At 69.4% G+C, this 13,327-nt stretch carries 12 protein-coding genes; 5 read left to right on the forward strand and 7 right to left on the reverse strand.

The window, feature by feature from the left end; all coding sequences use genetic code 11:
• Positions 1-111 precede the first annotated feature (111 nt).
• Positions 112-291, forward strand: coding sequence for a hypothetical protein (locus tag B1H19_RS20980; protein WP_083106184.1), 180 nt, complete (start codon positions 112-114; stop codon positions 289-291).
• Positions 292-404: 113 nt separating this feature from the next.
• Here the strand turns inward: B1H19_RS20980 and B1H19_RS20985 are convergent, their stop codons facing one another.
• The 3 genes from B1H19_RS20985 to pdhA are packed head-to-tail and all read right to left on the reverse strand — an operon-like array spanning position 405 to position 4,099.
• Positions 405-1,880: a dihydrolipoamide acetyltransferase family protein gene (locus tag B1H19_RS20985; RefSeq protein ID WP_083106186.1), complete on the reverse strand. Its 1,476-nt coding sequence runs from the start codon at positions 1,878-1,880 to the stop codon at positions 405-407.
• Between the two features lie 24 nt (positions 1,881-1,904).
• Positions 1,905-2,888: an alpha-ketoacid dehydrogenase subunit beta gene (locus tag B1H19_RS20990; RefSeq protein ID WP_083106189.1), complete on the reverse strand. Its 984-nt coding sequence runs from the start codon at positions 2,886-2,888 to the stop codon at positions 1,905-1,907.
• A 2-nt stretch (positions 2,889-2,890) separates the two neighbouring features.
• Entirely contained in the window at positions 2,891-4,099 is a 1,209-nt protein-coding gene (pdhA, locus tag B1H19_RS20995; RefSeq protein WP_083106192.1) for a pyruvate dehydrogenase (acetyl-transferring) E1 component subunit alpha, read from the reverse strand.
• 330 nt (positions 4,100-4,429) lie between these two features.
• Here pdhA and B1H19_RS21000 point away from each other — a divergent pair, with 330 nt between their 5' ends.
• From B1H19_RS21000 to B1H19_RS21010, 3 genes are all read left to right on the forward strand, one after another.
• Positions 4,430-5,089 carry a response regulator gene (locus tag B1H19_RS21000; protein WP_083106194.1) on the forward strand — a complete coding sequence of 220 codons (660 nt, stop codon included), beginning with the start codon at positions 4,430-4,432 and terminating at the stop codon, positions 5,087-5,089.
• 131 nt (positions 5,090-5,220) lie between these two features.
• Complete coding sequence (locus tag B1H19_RS21005; protein ID WP_083106197.1) at positions 5,221-5,637, forward strand: pyridoxamine 5'-phosphate oxidase family protein; 417 nt, start codon at positions 5,221-5,223, stop codon at positions 5,635-5,637.
• A 125-nt stretch (positions 5,638-5,762) separates the two neighbouring features.
• Positions 5,763-6,815 carry a phosphotransferase gene (locus B1H19_RS21010; protein WP_083106200.1) on the forward strand — a complete coding sequence of 351 codons (1,053 nt, stop codon included), beginning with the start codon at positions 5,763-5,765 and terminating at the stop codon, positions 6,813-6,815.
• Positions 6,816-6,872: 57 nt separating this feature from the next.
• On the opposite strand, the gene B1H19_RS21015 is transcribed toward B1H19_RS21010, so the two are convergent.
• Entirely contained in the window at positions 6,873-8,492 is a 1,620-nt protein-coding gene (locus B1H19_RS21015) for a protein kinase domain-containing protein (protein WP_083106202.1), read from the reverse strand.
• A gap of 314 nt (positions 8,493-8,806) precedes the next feature.
• Here B1H19_RS21015 and B1H19_RS21020 point away from each other — a divergent pair, with 314 nt between their 5' ends.
• Positions 8,807-10,474, forward strand: coding sequence for a protein kinase domain-containing protein (locus B1H19_RS21020; protein WP_083106205.1), 1,668 nt, complete (start codon positions 8,807-8,809; stop codon positions 10,472-10,474).
• 81 nt (positions 10,475-10,555) lie between these two features.
• On the opposite strand, the gene B1H19_RS21025 is transcribed toward B1H19_RS21020, so the two are convergent.
• The 3 genes from B1H19_RS21025 to B1H19_RS21035 form a co-directional block, all read right to left on the reverse strand.
• Entirely contained in the window at positions 10,556-11,119 is a 564-nt protein-coding gene (locus B1H19_RS21025; RefSeq protein ID WP_203237192.1) for a bacterial proteasome activator family protein, read from the reverse strand.
• Between the two features lie 205 nt (positions 11,120-11,324).
• Entirely contained in the window at positions 11,325-12,119 is a 795-nt protein-coding gene (locus B1H19_RS21030; protein WP_083106211.1) for a hypothetical protein, read from the reverse strand.
• A 230-nt stretch (positions 12,120-12,349) separates the two neighbouring features.
• Entirely contained in the window at positions 12,350-13,327 is a 978-nt protein-coding gene (locus B1H19_RS21035) for an NAD(P)H-quinone oxidoreductase (protein ID WP_083106214.1), read from the reverse strand.

The following is a 13,327-nucleotide window of genomic DNA, read 5'->3' on the forward strand; positions in this document are numbered from 1 at the left end:
CCGACTTAAGGCTGACGTGAGTCCGTACCTGACGCGTACGGACGGGCCCTAAATCCGTGGGTGAATGGAGACGGGGAGCCAGAGCGGCTCCGCACTCAAGGGGAGTTGACCATGCAGCCCAGGACGAACGCCGGACGCCGGACCAGGAACACCGTCGTGGTGGCACTGCTCGTCGCCGCCGTCTGGGGCGGCACGGCGCTGATGCGCGGCGCCGCCGCACATGCGGATCCGAACGGACCGACCGGACCGGTGGCCCACTTCAGCAAGGCAGTGCAGCTCATCAGGGGCTGAGCGCGGTACATACGGGGTTGAACAGTCAGACGCGATGTTTCACGTGAAACGCGGCGGGGGCGATGTTTCACGTGAAACATCGCCCCCGCCGCCTCGGGTTCTTCCGGGTCGGCTCAGCCCCAGGTGATCAGCCGCTTGGGGTGCTCCAGAATCGCCGCGACATCCGCGAGCAGCTTGGAGCCCAGTTCACCGTCGACCAGGCGGTGGTCGAAGGACAGCGCCAGGGTGGTGACCTGGCGGGCCTTGACCTTGCCCTTGTGGACCCAGGGCTGGAGCTTGACCGCGCCGAAGGCGAGGATCGCGGACTCGCCCGGGTTGAGGATCGGCGTGCCGGTGTCGACGCCGAAGACGCCCACGTTGGTGATGGTGACCGTACCGCCGGACATGGCCGCCGGGGAGGTCTTGCCCTCACGTGCGGTGGAGACCAGCTCGCCCAGTTCCGCGGCGAGTTGGGGCAGCGTCTTGACGCCCGCGTCCTTGATGTTCGGGACGATCAGACCCCGCGGTGTGGCCGCCGCGATGCCGAGGTTGATGTAGTCCTTGTAGACGATCTCCTGGTTCGCCTCGTCCCAGGCCGCGTTGACCTCCGGGTGTCGCTTGATGGCGACCAGAAGGGCCTTGGCGACGAGCAGCAGCGGATTGACGCGCACCCCGGCCATGTCCGGGTCCTGCTTCAGCTGCTGGACGAGCTTCATCGTGCGGGTCACGTCGACGGTGATGAACTCCGTGACATGAGGCGCGGTGAAGGCCGAGTTCACCATCGCCTGGGCGGTGGCCTTGCGTACGCCCTTGACGGGCACCCGACGCTCGCGGGCGGCGGCGTCGACCACGCCCACCTCCGCGGGAGCCACGGCTGCGGGCGCCGGGGCGACGGCCACCGACGGTGCCGGGGCGACGGCCGCATGGACGTCTTCGCGGGTGATGATCCCGCCGGGACCGGTGGGGGCGATGGTCGCCAGGTCGATGCCCAGGTCCTTGGCGAGCTTACGGACCGGCGGCTTGGCCAGCGGCCGGCCGGCCTGCGGAGCGGGAGCGACCGGAGCAACCGGAGCCGCGGCCGCGGGACGCCCGTTCAGCTCGGCCTGCAGCATGGCGTTCACCGGCTCGGGCTGGGCGGGCACACCCGTCTGCACGCCCGTCTGGACACCCGCCGGGGCACCCGGCTGCGGCTTGCGGGCCCGGCGCTTGGTCGAGGCCGGCGCGGCGCCGTAGCCGACGAGGACCGCCTGCCGGCCCTGCGGCTCGGCATCGGCTTCCTCCCCGGCGGGCGCGGCCGTCGCGTCCACGACCGGCGCGGCGGACTCGGGCGCGGGCCCGGCGCCGGGGTCGGTGTCCACGGCGATGATGGCGGTGCCGACATCGACGGTGACGCCCTCGTCGAAGTGCAGCGCATGCACCACCCCGTCATAGGGGATGGGCAGTTCGACGGCGGCCTTGGCGGTCTCGACCTCACAGATGACCTGGCCGTCGGTGACGATGTCGCCCGGCTGGACATACCACTTGAGGATCTCGGCCTCGGTGAGCCCCTCGCCCACGTCGGGCATCTTGAACTCACGGAAGCGCTGGGCGCCTGTGGTGCTTGCAGTCATGGTCACGAACTCTCCTCAAACCCCTCAGTACGCCAGCGCGCGATCAACGGCGTCGAGCACCCGGTCCAGTCCCGGAAGGTAGTCGTCCTCCAGCCGGGACGGCGGATACGGGGCGTGGAAGCCGCCGACCCGCAGGACCGGCGCCTCCAGGTGGTAGAAGCAGCGCTCGGTGATCCGGGCGGCGATCTCCGCACCCGAACCGAGGAAGGTCGGCGCCTCGTGGACCACGACCAGCCGGCCGGTCTTCTCCACCGACGTCTGGACGGTGTCGAAGTCGATCGGCGAGATGGAGCGCAGATCGACGACCTCGACCGACTTGCCCTCCTCGGCCGCGACCTTGGCGGCGTCGAGACAGACCTTCACCATCGGGCCGTAAGCCACGAGCGTGATGTCGGTGCCGGCCTGGGAGACACGGGCCTTGTGGAGCGGGTCGGGGATCGATTCGGTGTCGAGCCGCGACCGGTCGTGGTAGCGGCGCTTGGGCTCGAAGTAGATGACCGGGTCGTCGCCCGCAATGGCCTGCTGGAGCATCCAGTAGGCGTCGGAGGAGTTCGAGGGAGTGACCACCTTCAGGCCCGCGACATGCGCAAAGAGCGCCTCGGGGGACTCGGAGTGGTGCTCGACCGCGCCGATGCCACCGCCGTAGGGGATACGGATGACGACCGGCACCTTGACCTTGCCCAGCGCGCGGGCGTGCATCTTGGCGAGCTGGGTGACGATCTGGTCGTAGGCGGGGAAGACGAAGCCGTCGAACTGGATCTCGGCGACGGGGCGGTAGCCGCGCAGGGCCAGTCCGATCGCGGTGCCGATGATGCCGGATTCGGCGAGCGGGGTGTCGATCACCCGGTCCTCGCCGAAGTCCTTCTGGAGTCCGTCGGTGACGCGGAAGACACCGCCGAGCTTGCCGACGTCCTCGCCCATGACGACGACCTTGGGGTCGGCCTCCATGGACGTGCGCAGCGAGGCGTTGATCGCCTTGGCGATGGTGATCTTCTCGTGGACAGCCATGGTCAGTTACCCTCCGCGACGGCTTCGGCATCGGCGAACGACGCCTGGTACGCGGCGAACTGCGCGCGCTCCTCATCGACGAGCGCATGCCCGTCCGCATAGACATTCTCGAAGATCGCCATGGCATCCGGATCGGGCATGGCACGCACGACATCGCGGACCCGCTTGCCCAGCGCGTCGCTCTCCTCGTCGATCGCGGCGAGATACGCGTCGTCGACGAGGCCCTCGGACTCCAGATACGTCCGCAGCCGCAGGATCGGGTCCTTGGCCTCCCAGGCGAGCGTCTCCTCGTCGGCCCGGTACTTGGTCGGGTCGTCGGAGGTGGTGTGCGCGCCCATGCGGTAGGTGAACGCCTCGACCAGCATGGGTCCCTGCCCGGTACGGGCCCGCTCCAGCGCCGCCCGGGTCACCGCGAGGCACGCCAGCACGTCGTTGCCGTCCACCCGGACGCCCGGGAAGCCGTAGCCGCGGGCGCGCTGGTAGAGGGGGACACGGGTCTGGCGCTCGGTGGGCTCGGAGATCGCCCACTGGTTGTTCTGGCAGAAGAACACGACCGGGGCGTTGTAGACCGCGGAGAAGGTGAAGGACTCGGCGACGTCGCCCTGGCTGGAGGCGCCGTCACCGAAGTACGCGATGACCGCGGAATCCGCGCCGTCCTTCTGCACCCCCATCGCATAGCCGGTCGCATGCAGCGTCTGCGAGCCGATGACGATGGTGTAGAGGTGGAAGTTGTTGCTGTTGGGGTCCCAGCCACCGTGGTTGACACCGCGGAACATGCCCAGCAGGTTCGTCGGGTCGACGCCGCGACACCAGGCAACGCCGTGCTCGCGGTAGGTCGGGAAGACGTAGTCGTCATCGCGCAGCGCGCGGCCCGAACCGATCTGCGCGGCCTCCTGACCCAGCAGCGAGGCCCACAGGCCCAGTTCGCCCTGGCGCTGGAGAGTGGTCGCCTCGGCGTCGAACCGCCGGGTGAGAACCATGTCGCGGTAGAGCCCGCGCAGCTCATCGGCGGACAGGTCGATCGAGTAATCCGGGTGCTCGACCCGCTTCCCTTCCGGGGTCAGCAGTTGTACGAGCTGGTCCTGCTCCGCCTGGTCCGGCCGGCCTGCCTTGGCCGATGTCGCCTTCTTCGCCGGCGACGCCTTCTTGGCGGTGGTGCGCTTGCTGCCGGCGCGGGTGGCTTTCCGCTGGGCAGTGCCTTCCACGGTCACGTGCTGCTCCTCCGTCTGTCCGGCCCCCGGGGTCCGCCGGTGGCCGTATTGCGGCTCACCCGGTATCCGATTCGGCGCACGGGGTGTGTGCGAACGCGGCCGGTTCCGGGTGGAACAAAGCGTCCCGGACAGTGGCCTGCTCTTTGCACGTTACCCAGAGCCGAAGCCTAAGTGGAAACGGCGCTGACCTGCGATTTTGCTTGGATTTCCAAGTAAAATCACGAAGGCTGGGAACAACTCCTGGTCACAGCGTTGCAGGCCGCCGGGACAACGGCACGTTATATGGGTGACCTGGCGCACGGGAAGAGTTTTGTGTGTGAGACTGGGGCCGTGCGCGAAAACGGAAAAATCATGGTTTTCCTGCTCGATGACCACGAAGTTGTACGGCGGGGCGTCCACGAAATGCTCTCGTCCGAAGAGGACATCGAGGTCGTCGGCGAGGCGGGAACCGCCGCGGATGCCCTGGTCAGAATCCCCGCGACGCGCCCCGATGTAGCGGTGCTGGACGTCCGGCTGCCGGACGGCAGCGGCGTCGAGGTCTGCCGTGAGATCCGCTCGCAGAACCCGGACATCAATTGTCTGATGCTCACGTCGTTCGCCGACGACGAGGCCCTTTTCGACGCGATCATGGCCGGCGCCGCCGGTTATGTACTCAAGGCCATTCGGGGCAGCGAACTGCTCTCCGCGGTGCGCGATGTGGCGGCCGGAAAGTCCCTGCTCGATCCGGTGGCCACGGCCCGGGTGCTGGAGCGACTGCGCGACGGCAACGCCGCGAAGGGCGATGACCGGCTGGCGAATCTCACCGAACAAGAGCGCCGGATCCTCGATCTGATCGGCGAGGGTCTGACCAACCGCGCCATCGGCGAGCGGCTCCATCTCGCCGAAAAAACGATCAAGAATTACGTCTCCAGCCTGCTCTCCAAGCTCGGCATGGAACGCCGTTCCCAGGCCGCCGCATATGTCGCGCGGATGCAGGCGAAAAATTCCTGAAACCGCTTCTCACCAGGCACGCAGCGCCAGCCACCGCCGTGCATGGCAGCCCTCGGCCGGGACCTTGGTCCCGGCTCTTTCGGGGCCGCCGCCCCTACTTGCACCCGGGGCGGGACGGGCAGTGTGAGGCCATGCCCTGCGACGACCACCGCGCGCTCGAGCTGCTGAGCCGGACCCCGTACGGCCGGGTGTCGGCCAGCCGACGCGCGCTGCCGTTCACCACCGTCACCCGGCATCTCCTCATCGACGGGCAGCTGGTCCTCCGGCTGCACCGCGGCTACGGCTACCACCAGGCACTCGACGGCAGCGTGGTCGCGTACGAGGCCGACAACATCAACAGTGGCGCAAGCGACACCTGGTCCGTGCAGTTCACCGGCACCGCACGGGTCTTCGAGCCCACCCTCGGCGAGCGCGCGCCCTTCGGCCGGACCCCTCGGCTGGCCGACGGGGTGCCGTTCGACCCGGTTTTCCTCCGGATCGAGCCGCAGTTCGTGACCCTGCACCAGCTGACGGACGTACCTGCCTTCCAGTTCGCACGAATGGCGTGACGCACGGATAGCGTGACGCACGGCCGAGCGCGGTGTACCGGGCCGGGTCTTCCCACATGCGCACTCCACGTAAGGCTTTCCGACAGGCCCGCTCTGCCCGACCCTGTTGATCTAACATCTGGCGCGTGCTGCGCTCATCTGTAGCCCGGACGGCGGCAACGCCCGGCGGGCACCTCCTCGTCCCCCTGCTGAGCCGCTACGAAGACGCCGGCGAGCCCCTCTCGTGTGAACCCGTCGCCGAGGGCCTGCTCAACCACGGCTACTTTCTCGCCACCACACACGGCCGGTATTTCCTCAAGCACCACCTCGACGGCGATCTCGGCGCCCTCACCCGCCAGCACCGCGCCACCCTCCGGCTCGCCGACCGCGGGCTGCCGGTCGCCCCACCGGTCCCCGCCGCGGACGGCCGCACCGTCACTGTCCTGGACGGCCGCTGCTACGCCCTGCACCCCTGGGTCGAGGGCCGGCATCTGAGCGGCGCCGCACTGAGCCTGGCCCAGTCCCGCCGGCTCGGTGCGCTGCTGGGCCACGTCCACATCACCCTGGAGCAGGTCATGGCGGGCGAACCGTGTCCCGCGCGGCTCACCTATCCGGCGGACGCCGCCGACCCCGCCCACACCTTCGAGCTGATCGACGAGCTGCTCGCGCTGGCCCGCCGGGCACGCCCCCGCACCAGCTTCGACGAACTCGCCGAACACCGCCTCCTGGAACGCCGGGCCCTGCTCAAGCGGCTGGCCCACCGCCGCCCGGCGGCCGGTGCAGCGCCTCCCGCGGGCTGGGTGCACGGCGACTTCCACCCCCTCAACGTGCTCTACCGCGGCGCGGAACCGGCCGCGATCGTCGACTGGGACCGCCTGGGCGTCCAGCCCCGCGCCGAAGAGGCGGTACGAGCCGCCGCGATCTTCTTCGTACGGCCCTGCGGCAGCCTCGACCTGGCGAAGGTGGCGGCGTACGCAGGTGCCTACCGCAGCGCCTGCGGCGCCGGATCCGACGAACTGGCCGCGGCCGTGCACCGGGTGTGGTGGGAGCGGCTGAACGACTTCTGGATGCTCACCTGGCGCTACCGGCTCGGCGACCCGCGCACCGACCCCCAGTTCCCGGCCGCGGCCGCACTGGCGGTGTGGTGGACCCGGGAGTACTCGGCCGTACGGGACGCCTTCGCGGACGGTTTCACGTGAAACAACGGCGGGCCGCTCCAGAAGCTGGAGCGGCCCGCCGCCTGCGGCTTGGGTCGGTCAGTTGGCAGGGGTCCCCGTGGTCACGCCGGTGTCCGCACCCGCGGTGGTACCGGAATTGGCCCCGCCATCGGTGGTGCCACCGTTCGACGTCCCGCCATCGCTCGTGCCACCGTCCGACGTCCCACCGTTGAGCGTGCCACCGTCCGTCGTACCGCCACCGGTCGTGTCGGTGGGCGGCTCGGAGCTCGGAGGCTCCGACGACGGCGGCTCCGAGCTGGGCGGCTCGGACGACTGCGGTGTGCTGGGCTCCGCGCTGGGCGGCGGGGAGTAGGTGTTGGAGTCACCGCCAGTGGTGCCGGGCTCGGTCTCCGGAGTGCTCGGCTCCTCCGACGGCGGCTCGCTGGCCTTGTGGTGCTTGGAAACCGACGGCGACGGCGACGTGGGGGTGTCCGTCCCCTTCTTCCCCGTCTGCGAGTGCTGGAGCGCAAACGCCACGCCGGCCGCGATGGCGATCACGGCGAGCGCAGCGATCAGCCAGAGCTTGCCGCGACCGCGCTTGGCGGGACGGTGGCCGCCCTCGAAGCCGCCGTCGTCGTCCCGGCCGCCCGGCAGAAGCGGCTGTGCCGTGGTCTGACCGTTGTCCGGATGCTGTCGCAGCACGGTGGTGGCGGCGCCGCCCATGCCCTGGGGGATGCCGCCCTCGTGTATCGCCACCGGGCCGGTGTTCCAGGTGCCGGTGTGCCCGCCCTGCTCATGAAGCATCTGCAGCGAGTACTGGACCAGCCCGCGCATCTCCTCCGCGGTCTGGAAACGGTCGTCCGGGTCCTTGGCCAGCGACCGCATGACCAGGCCGTCCAGCTCCGGCGGCACCGCCTCGGCGACCTCGGACGGCGGCACCGGCATGTCCTGGACGTGCTGGTAGACCACCGACAGCGGGGTCTCGCCGGTGAACGGCGGCCGCAGCGCGAGCAGCTCGTAGAGGAGACAGCCGGTGGCGTACAGGTCGGAGCGGGTGTCGACGGTCTTGCCGAGCGCCTGCTCCGGCGAGAGGTACTGCGGGGTGCCCATGACCATGCCGGTCTGGGTCATCGTGGACTGCGCGCCGTGCAGGGCACGGGCGATGCCGAAGTCCATGACCTTCACGGCGCCGCTGTTCGTGATGATCACGTTCGCGGGCTTGATGTCACGGTGCACGATGCCGTGCTGATGGCTGTAGGCCAGCGCCTCCAGCACCCCGGATACGATGATCAGCGCCTGGTCCGGCGGCGGGGCATCGGCATTGATCAGCAGGTCACGGATGGTGCGGCCCTCGACCAGCTCCATCACGATGTACGGCACGGTGTTACCGCCGACGAAATCCTCGCCGGAGTCATAGACGGCAACAACGGCGTGATGGTTCAGTCCGGCCACGGACTGTGCCTCGCGGGTGAAGCGGGCCTTGGACACCGGGTCCTCGGCCAGGTCGGCGCGCAGCAGCTTCACGGCGACGGTGCGGCCCAGGCGCACGTCCTCGGCCGCGAACACCTCCGCCATACCGCCCCGGCCGAGCCGGCGCGTGAGCCGGTAACGGCCATCGCCGACCAGCCCTCCATTGCCCCACATCTCCGGTGTATCCGAGATATTGGAGCCGGTGGCCTCAGGATCGGACGGGCCCTGCGGGCTCTGCGTCGGTGCCATCGGTCCTCGCCGTCGAATCGATCCGCATCAAGAGCGGTAAGGTCTCGGTCTTCGCTACAGCACGCTACAGGTTCGACGACCCCCACCGGCCCGTCGTTGACCGGTCATCAAACCGCCCGGATGCCAGTAGGGGCAAGTTCACCGGGGGTGACCAGGGCCGCAAAAGATCTCCCCGTCGTGACCTGATCTTGCGCATCTGGTCACGGAACGGGCACACGGCTTGACGTGTCGGGGCCCTGCGGCAGACTTGGCTGCGGAATCCCAGAATTTGATCGCGATACATACGGGCAGTACGCCCAGGGGGAAGCGCAACCATGAGCCAGGACGGCGCTCAAGGCCAATTCGAGGGCCGTTCGGTCGGCGGAGGACGCTACCAGCTTCGTGATCTTCTTGGTGCGGGCGGGATGGCGTCCGTGCACCTCGCGTACGACAGCGTGCTCGACCGCGAGGTCGCGATCAAGACACTGCACACCGAGCTCGGTCGCGAGCAGGCATTCCGCGAACGGTTCCGCCGCGAGGCCCAGTCCGTGGCGAAGCTCACGCACACCAATATCGTCTCGGTCTTCGACTCCGGCGAGGACGAGCTCGACGGCGGCATGGTGCCGTACATCATCATGGAGTACGTCTCCGGGCAGCCGCTGCGCTCCGAGCTGGACAACGACATCGCCCAGCACGGCGCGATGCCGACCGAGAAGGCGCTGAAGATCACGGCCGATGTGCTCGCCGCGCTCGAGGCGAGCCATGAGATGGGCCTGGTCCACCGGGACATCAAGCCGGGCAACGTCATGATGACCAAGCGCAACGTCGTCAAGGTCATGGACTTCGGTATCGCCCGCGCCATGCAGTCCGGCGTGACGTCGATGACGCAGACCGGCATGGTCGTCGGTACCCCGCAGTACCTGTCGCCCGAGCAGGCGCTGGGCCGGGGCGTGGACGCCCGCTCGGACCTCTACTCCGTCGGCATCATGCTCTTCGAGCTGCTGACCGGACAGCTGCCCTTCGACGCGGACTCCCCGCTGGCCATCGCCTACGCCCATGTCCAGGAAGAGCCGCCGGTCCCGTCAAGCATCAACCGCTCGCTGCCGCCGGCCGTGGACGCGCTGGTCGCCCGGGCGCTGAAGAAGAACCCCAACGAACGGTTCCCGACCTCCGAGGCGATGCGGGACGAATGCCTGCGGATCGCCGGTTCCGGGCAGTCCGGATCGCCGCTGATCATCAGCGAGGGCCCGCGGGCGCGCACCAGCGGCTCGTCGGTGTCCTCGTCGGTGTTCCCCACCGCGAACGGCAATCCGCAGACCCCGGCGCCGCCGAACGTGCAGCAGCCGTATCAGCCCACGCAGGCGGCCTTCGGCCCCTCGACGCCGCCGCCGGTGAACAATCCCTACCCGACCCCGGCGCCGGGGCCCGCACCGACCCCCACGCCCTTCAACGGCGGCGGCTTCCAGGCGCCGCCGACGTTCACCCCGCCGCCCGTGACGGCGCCGATTCCGCCGGGTGGTGGGCCGGGGCCCCGTAAGACCAATACCGCGGTGATCGTCGTCGCGGCGATAGTCGGTGTGATCGTGGTCACTGCGATAGCGATCGCCATCGGGCTGAGCGCGGGCGGGTCCAGCGACAACACGGGCAGCGACGATCCGACCTCAAGTTACTCGTATGACGCCAGCCCGTCGGCCAGTACATCTGAGGCACCGGAGGACACCACTTCGACTCAGATGGCTACGAGCGAGTGCACCAGCCCGTCGAAGGCGATCGGCGACGACTCCAAGATCAACTTCCCGTTCCTCACTTACAAGAACCTGGACTCGGTGAAGCAGTGCCTGAAGGCCGCGGGCTGGAACTTCAAGATCACCAAGAAGGACGGCTACTACTCCTACAAAGACACCATCGTGGAGCAGTCGCCCAAGGCATTCCAACAATGGGACCCGAAAAGCGGTGACACGATCCAGCTGACCGTGTCTTCTGGGCACTACCCGAGCAACTGACCTGGTCACATACACAAGGCGGGGCCGGCACGCAGCGCGCGTGCCGGCCCCACTTTTGTTGTGTGGTGGCTGGGGCCGCGCCTAGAGGTACGGCCCCGACCGGGCACCGGCGTTGCCGAGGTGGCCCTCGTCGTCTTCGGTCGGAGCGCCGGGCGGGAGTGCGCGGCGCATCGACTCCAGCTGGGCGCGGGCCGCCATCTGCTGGGCGAACAGCGCGGTCTGAATGCCGTGGAAGAGGCCCTCGAGCCAGCCCACCAACTGGGCCTGGGCGATGCGCAGTTCCGCTTCCGTCGGCACCGATTCGTCGGTGAACGGCAGGGAGAGCCGTTCCAGCTCCTCCACCAGCTCGGGCGCCAGGCCGTCCTCCAGCTCCTTGACCGAGCTGGCGTGGATCTCCTTGAGGCGTACCCGGCTCGCCTCGTCCAGCGGGGCGGCCTTCACCTCCTCCAGCAGCTGCTTGATCATGCTGCCGATGCGCATGACCTTCGCAGGCTGTTCGACCATGTCGGTCACCGGAACCTCGCGGGGCTCTTCGCCGTTTTCCCCGCCACCACCGGAGCCGGCGCTGCCGAGCGCCATGCCGTCCGGGCCGACAACCAGGACGTGCGGGTTCTCCTGCGACCGTTCGTTCATCGGCATATCCATGCCGCCATTGTCGCGTACCCCCACGTTGCCGGGTGGCCCGGCGTGCCCCTTGTGTTGTTTCCGCCGCCTGGCGGTGGGATCGGGCGAGAAACCGGATCGGCTTCCCAGGCGGGCGGCGAGGCTCGATGTTTCACGTGAAACATCGAGAGGTCTGCCGGGACTGCCCTCATGCCGTGTGTTTCACGTGAAACATCGGGTGCCGACGTCAGCGTCGGCGCAGCCGCAGGCCGAGAAAGGCCAGGCCAAGGCCGGTAAGGGCGAGTCCAGCCCCCATGGGGAGGACTCGTTCGACCGGAGCCGAGGGGGTTTCCATGGCATAGGGGCCGGACGAGGCGGCCGGCTCGGCGTCGTCCGGTGGGGTGTGGGGCTGCTGCTTCGGCGAGGCGGACGGCCGGAGGTGCTTGTACGGGTGACGATCGAGGTGAGCGGCGACGTCGGGGCGGGAGGAGGGGGACTTCCGGTGCCGGGAGGGCGCCCGGGCCCGTCCTGGGGACGCCTCGCGACCAGTACCCCGCGGCTTCCCGTGCGAGCCCTTCCTGGCCTTGGGGGTGTCGGGCCGGGAGTTCTCGCGGTCCGGCGTGTCCGCGGCGTCGTCGTCCGGTGCCTGCGAGGAGTCCGCGTCCGGGTCGGACCTGTGGTGGAAGTCGAACCAGGGGAGGTACTCGGATGGCTCGTCCGGGTAGTGCGCCATCTCGTGCGCCATCTCTTCCGGCATCTGTGCGAGAGCGTCCCGCAGGCCGCGGAACTCCGGGAGTTCCATTTCGGCGTCCGGTCTGGGGACTTCCGGCCGAAGTCCCGGCGATTCCGGGCGCCCGGGGTGCCCCCGGCCCTCTCCGGCGCGGCTCCCGGCCAGCGGTGGATCCGCCGCGTGGGCGGGCGGCAGATGCCGCCCTACGAGATGCAGCGGGCGATGAGGCGAGGCGATCCGTTGCTCCGCCGCCGCGGTGGTCGCCGGGGGGACGGGCAGAACGGCGGCGGCCACCAGCAGACCGGTGGTCATGCGCGAACGGAATCCTGGAGCCACAACCGTGCCCCTCCCGTGCCGAGCCGTCGAGTGACGTGCCCAGCGTCACACGCGGCCAGATTCACGACATCCTGGGTATGTCGATCGGGTTACCTGACACGGGGCGGGAGGGGCCGTGGGCCGCGATGCTGTCCGGCCGCGGGCGGCGAAGCTCCGGGTTGTCGGCGTACGCGGAGCCCGCCGGGGGGCTATGGCCGGTCAGACGGTCAAACGGTGAGGACGACCTTGCCCACATGGGCGCTCGCGTCCACCACACGATGCGCCTCGGCGGCGTCCGCCATCGGGATCGTACGGTCCACGATCGGCCGCACCTGACCGTTGCCGATCAGCGGCCAGACATGCTCGCGTACCGCCGCGACAATGGCCGCCTTCTCGTTCAGCGGCCGGGCCCGCAGACCGGTTGCGGTGATCGCGGCGCGCTTGGCGAGGAGGGCGGCCAGGTTCAGCTCCGCCTTCACTCCGCCCTGCATTCCGATGATCGACAGCCGCCCGCTGACCGCAAGTGCCTTGACGTTTTTCTGCAGGTACTTCGCGCCGATGATGTCGAGGATGACGTCCGCGCCTTTGCCGTCGGTGGCCTTGCGGAGTTCCTGGACGAAGTCCTGCTCGCGGTAGTCGATGAGGATGTCCGCGCCCAACTCCGCACAGCGAGCCAGCTTCTCGGGGCCGCCCGCGGTGACCGCGACCCGCGCGCCGACCGCCTTGGCGAGCTGGATCGCCATCGTGCCGATACCGCTGGCACCGCCGTGGACCAGCAGCGTCTCACCGGGCCGCAGGTGCGCGATCATGAAGACGTTGGACCAGACGGTGCAGGCCACCTCGGGCAGCGCGGCGGCCTGCACCAGGTCGATACCGGGCGGCAGCGGCAGCACCTGCCCGGCCGGGACGGCCACCTTTTCGGCGTAACCGCCGCCCGACAGCAGCGCGCACACCTCGTCGCCGACGGCCCAGCCGTGCACGCCGGGGCCGAGCGCGACAATCCGACCGGAGCACTCCAGACCGGGGTACGGCGAGGAGCCGGGTGGCGGATCGTAGAAGCCCTGGCGCTGCAACAGGTCCGCGCGGTTCACGGCGCTGGCCGCGACCTCGATCAAGACCTCGCCCTCGGCGGGCTGCGGGTCGGGCACGTCCGCCCAGACAAGTGCTTCCGGGCCACCGGGCTCCGGGATAGTGATCGCTCGCAT

The sequence above is a fragment of the Streptomyces gilvosporeus genome (assembly GCF_002082195.1).
Classification (GTDB): domain Bacteria; phylum Actinomycetota; class Actinomycetes; order Streptomycetales; family Streptomycetaceae; genus Streptomyces; species Streptomyces gilvosporeus.